This window comes from Pseudomonas sp. R62 (assembly GCF_000257605.1).
Classification (GTDB): Bacteria; Pseudomonadota; Gammaproteobacteria; order Pseudomonadales; family Pseudomonadaceae; genus Aquipseudomonas; species Aquipseudomonas atacamensis.
Genome location: NZ_JH635999.1, coordinates 588,513 through 592,867, shown reverse-complemented (window position 1 = coordinate 592,867; position 4,355 = coordinate 588,513). Strand labels below are relative to the sequence as shown.

At 61.5% G+C, this 4,355-nt stretch carries 6 protein-coding genes; 4 read left to right on the top strand and 2 right to left on the bottom strand.

The window, feature by feature from the left end:
* Both OQK_RS21075 and OQK_RS21070 read right to left on the bottom strand, forming a co-directional pair.
* The coding region (locus tag OQK_RS21075) for an SAM-dependent methyltransferase (protein ID WP_016774131.1) at window positions 1-385 on the bottom strand (385 nt) is incomplete at its 3' end.
* Window positions 385-1,014, bottom strand: coding sequence for a histidine phosphatase family protein (locus OQK_RS21070; protein WP_371700037.1), 630 nt, complete (start codon window positions 1,012-1,014; stop codon window positions 385-387). The genes OQK_RS21075 and OQK_RS21070, both read right to left, overlap by 1 nt.
* Window positions 1,015-1,272: 258 nt before the next feature.
* On the opposite strand from OQK_RS21070, the gene OQK_RS21065 reads away from it, so the two are divergent.
* The 4 genes from OQK_RS21065 to OQK_RS21050 all read left to right on the top strand — a co-directional run.
* Entirely contained in the window at window positions 1,273-2,127 is an 855-nt protein-coding gene (locus OQK_RS21065) for a MurR/RpiR family transcriptional regulator (protein WP_016774129.1), read from the top strand.
* Between the two features lie 2 nt (window positions 2,128-2,129).
* Window positions 2,130-2,774, top strand: a complete 645-nt coding sequence (locus OQK_RS21060) for an isochorismatase family cysteine hydrolase (protein ID WP_016774128.1) — start codon at window positions 2,130-2,132, stop codon at window positions 2,772-2,774.
* Window positions 2,771-4,102, top strand: coding sequence for a glutamine synthetase (locus tag OQK_RS21055; RefSeq protein ID WP_016774127.1), 1,332 nt, complete (start codon window positions 2,771-2,773; stop codon window positions 4,100-4,102). Before OQK_RS21060 ends, OQK_RS21055 begins: the two co-directional genes overlap by 4 nt.
* Window positions 4,086-4,355 (top strand): N-formylglutamate amidohydrolase (locus OQK_RS21050; RefSeq protein ID WP_038861501.1); only part of this gene is annotated, 270 nt, incomplete at its 3' end. The genes OQK_RS21055 and OQK_RS21050, both read left to right, overlap by 17 nt.

The window sequence follows — 4,355 nt, the reverse complement described above, 5'->3', positions numbered from 1 at the left end:
CCTGAAGCGCCTGAAGAATCCGCAATGTGCTGTCGTATAACGCCGGATCGCCCCATATCAGAAACCCGCCGCACTGGCCGTCGGACAATTCTTCATTGATCAACCGCTCGAAGGTTTGCTGCTTGGCGCGATTCAGTGCATCGACGCTCGCCGTGTAGTCGACATCGCCGCGCTCGCGCTCCGGGCTGCTGGCTTCGACAAAGCGATAAGCGTGGTCGGTGATGTAGCGCTCGCAGATCTCCCGGCGCAGATCGATCAGCGTCTGCTTGCTCTGACCTTTATCCAGCAGAAAGAACACATCGACCCGATTCAGCGCTTTCACCGCCTGCATGGTGATGTAGTCCGGATTGCCGGCGCCAATGCCGATGACCAACAACTGTTTCATCAGAATTCCTCGTCAAGGGCCATGCCCGGCAAGCGTAGTCGCCAGATGCCATTGAAGCGCAAGTCGATCATCGCCAGCGGTTCGATGTCGATTGCGTGGAACGCCGCGCCTTGCAGCACCTGCATCAGCGCCGCGCGCATGACGAACGGATGAGTCACCGCCACGACATGTCCAGGCGTTGCAGCGATTGTGTCCAGCCACTTTGCCACCCGCTGCGTCAGTTGCCTGACTGATTCGCCGCCATGGGATGCCGCTTCAGGATCGGCCAGCCAGGCTTGCAAAGCCTGGTTTTCGTTGGCTTGCAGATCCTTGATCGACTGGCCGTGCCAGCGTCCCCAATCGCAATCGCGCAGGGCTTGATCAATCTGCGCATCGACGCCAAACCATGCCGCCGTTTGCTGAGTTCTCAACTCCGGGGCACACACCAGCCGCCGTGTTACCGCCAATCGCGCCCTGAACGCGTCGGACGGAACAGCCAGATTTTCAACAGGCTCGTCCGTAGGAAAACGCGCCAGTTTCTGTGCGACGGTTCGCGCATGGCAAATCAGTGTCAAACGGCTACTTGGCACAAGCAGGTTCTCGGTCGAAAGATAAAACAAACAATGGCACACAGCCGATACGCGTCGCATTGTGCCGTAAAACCTCGGCGTTGAGGGTTGTCACCGGCGCGTCGCTGAGCTTGGGATAGGTAATGTCTGACACAGCAATCGGCAAAGGACTACAACAGCGCGCTACTTCGACGTAGCCCTTATTACACGGGCACCTTGCACACTTTTGGTGCTCGAAAAACCTGTACAAAAATTAGCTAGACATGTAACACCCATTACATAAATACTCGTTTAACGGATTGTGAAACGAATTCGACACCCCATCCAGCAGGAGCCCGGATGCCCCCTCTCAGAGACCTGATCACCGACCCCGGCCTGGACCTGACGCCATCGGAGCGCAAAGTCGTTCGCGCCCTGCTCGATCAGTATCCACGCAACGGTCTCGGGCCTATGGCGCGACTGGCCGAACATGCCGGCGTCAGCGATCCGACCATCGTGCGTCTGGTGAAAAAGCTCGGTTTCGGCGGTTATGCCGAATTCCAGGAAGCCCTGCTCAGCGACATGGACCATCGCCTGCGTTCACCGCGCACCTTGTTGCAGCCGCGCTCGCAGCAGAACAAGGACGATGCCTGGGCGCATTACCTGGCCGACAGCCAGCGTCTGCTGGTCGACACTCAAGCCCTGACCCAGCCTGAGGACGTGCGCATCCTCGTGGAATGGCTGCTCGACAGCCGCCATCAGGTCTACTGTTTCGGTGGCCGCTTCAGCATTCTGCTGGCCAATTACCTGCTCAACCACTTGCGTCTGCTGCGTCCCGGCTGCTTCGCCCTGGAAGACAACGCCCTGCTGCCCGACCGTTTGTACGATCTGCAACGTCAGGACGTGGTGCTGGTGTTCGACTACCGGCGCTACCAGACCCAAGCTTTGCGCGTTGCGCAGGCGGCGAAAAACAACAACGCGCGAGTGGTGTTGTTCACCGATGTCTACGCCTCGCCGCTGCGCGAATTGGCCGACCTGATCATCAGCGCGCCGGTGGAATCGGCGTCGCCGTTCGACACCATGGTGCCGGCGCTGGCGCAGGTCGAGGCGTTGATCGCCTGCCTGACCTTGCGCGTGCCGGACCCGGCCGATCGCCTGGAAGGCATCGATGCCCTGCGCAACGACTTTGCGACTCACCTGCTGGAGGACAAATAAGGATGTTCAGCCTTCCCCACCGCTCGCCTCGGGATCTGCCGTTTGCGACCAACCACACCGCTTTGTTGCTGGTGGACATGCAGCGCGCCTGGCTCGAACCGCAATTCGACCCACACCTGAGCGAGCCGGATGCCGAGTATTTTCTCCAGCGCACGCGCAAACAAGTGGTGCCCAATCAACAACGTCTGCTTGGCGCCTTTCGCCGGGCGCAGCAGAACGTGCTGCACACGATCATCGAAAGCCTGACCGCCGACGGTCGCGACCGCTCGCTGGATCACAAACTGTCGGACATGCACCTGCCCAAGGGCAGCGTGCAGGCTCAGGTCATCGCTGAGCTGACCCCGACCGAAAACGAAATCGTGCTGCCGAAGACCTCCTCCGGGGTGTTCAATTCAACCAACATCGATTACGTGCTGCGCAATCTGCAGACCCGCCATCTGATCATCGCCGGCATCGTCACCGACCAATGCGTGGACATGGCTGTGCGCGACGCCGCCGACCGTGGCTATCTGGTCACGCTGGTGGAGGATGCCTGCGCCACTTACACAGCTGAACGCCATCACGCCTGCCTCAACGCGATCAAGGGTTACTGCTGGATCGCCGACACCGACACCGTGCTCGGTCGCTTGCAGGAGATGCAGCCATGAGCCCGCGCCTGACGCCTTTACCGATGACCACGCTGGTGACAACCGACCTGATCGGCATTACCCGTGGCCGCTCGTTTCCCAGCGATGAGCTGGAGCACTACCAGGCAGCGGGTTGCGGCTGGGTCCCGGCCAACAGCGCGTTGACGCCGCAAGACATCATCGCTTCGAGCAATCCGTGGGGCGCGTATGGCGACCTGCGGCTGATTCCCGATCTGAGCAGCCGCGTCACTGTCGGCAGCGGCCCGGACGCCAATGCACCGGTGCTGGATTTCATTCACGCCGACATTCGTGAGACCGACGGCCAGGCATGGGGCGCCTGCCCACGCACATTGCTGCGCGATGAAATCGAGCGCTATCACGATGAGCTGGGGTTGCAGGTCAACGCCGCCTTCGAACATGAATTCAACCTGCACGCTGGCGTGGCTGAACACGCGGCGTTCTCTCTCGAAGCGCAGCGTCAGGGCGCCGAATTCGGCGGCTGGCTGCTCAGCGCCCTGCGCACCGGCGGCGTCGAGCCGGAAATGTTCCTGCCGGAATACGGCAAGCACCAATACGAAATCACCTGCCGACCGACGCTTGGCGTGGCGGCGGCGGATCGCGCGGTCAACGTGCGGGAAATCGCCCGGGAAATCGCCCGGCAAATGGGCCTGGATCTGAGTTTTGCGCCGAAGACTGCCGCCGAGGCGGTGTGCAACGGTGTCCATCTGCACGTCAGCCTGCTCGATCTGGCCGGCCAGCCGATGCTCTACGACGCTGGCAACAGCAACGGCCTGTCGAGCATCGGTCAGCATTGGGCTGCCGGAGTCCTGCATTTTCTACCGGCGCTGTGCGCATTCACCGCGCCGACGCCGCTGTCCTACCAGCGTTTGCAGCCGCACCACTGGAGCGCTTCGTATGCGTGTCTGGGGCAGCAGAACCGTGAAGCGGCGCTGCGCATCTGCCCGACTGTGACCCTGGGCGGCAAGTCCGCCGCGCAGCAGTTCAACCTGGAATTCCGCGCCATGGACGCTACCGCCTCGCCACATCTGGCCATGGCTGCGCTGCTGATTGCCGGGCGGCTGGGCATCGAACAGCGTCTGGCGCTGAACGCGGTTACCGATGAAATTCCCGATTCACTCAACGACGAGCAACGCAAGGCCCGGGGCATCGTCGCCCTGCCCGCCTCGCTGGCCCAGGCGCTGGATTGCCTGCGTGACAGCGCAGCCTTCAACGAATGGCTGCCCAAGCCGTTGCTCGACACTTATTACGCCCTGAAAACCGAGGAACTGGCGCTGACGGAACAGCTCTCGCCCGCTGACCTGTGTGAGCACTATGCACGCCTGTACTGAATCCGCCGAGCTTGGGTTGTACACCCGCCCGGTCTACAACCTGAGCCGCGAGGACTCGACGAACCCGTTGATCCTCGTGTGCGAACACGCCAGTCGCTACATTCCCGAAGCCCTGAACAATCTGGGCCTGGACGAGGCGGCCGCGCGCGAACATATCGCTTGGGACATCGGTGCGCTGCAACTGGCCGAACAGTTGTCGGAACAACTCGGCGCCACGTTGCTCAGCGCCAATTATTCACGGCTGCTGATCGAC

What these genes read in the sequence shown, in the direction of transcription:
- OQK_RS21070 (WP_371700037.1), bottom strand. Translation starts at nt 1,014, where the DNA reads ATGCGACGCGTATCGGCTGTGTGCCATTGTTTGTTTTATCTTTCGACC.
- OQK_RS21065 (WP_016774129.1), top strand. Translation starts at nt 1,273, where the DNA reads ATGCCCCCTCTCAGAGACCTGATCACCGACCCCGGCCTGGACCTGACG.
- OQK_RS21060 (WP_016774128.1), top strand. Translation starts at nt 2,130, where the DNA reads ATGTTCAGCCTTCCCCACCGCTCGCCTCGGGATCTGCCGTTTGCGACC.
- OQK_RS21055 (WP_016774127.1), top strand. Translation starts at nt 2,771, where the DNA reads ATGAGCCCGCGCCTGACGCCTTTACCGATGACCACGCTGGTGACAACC.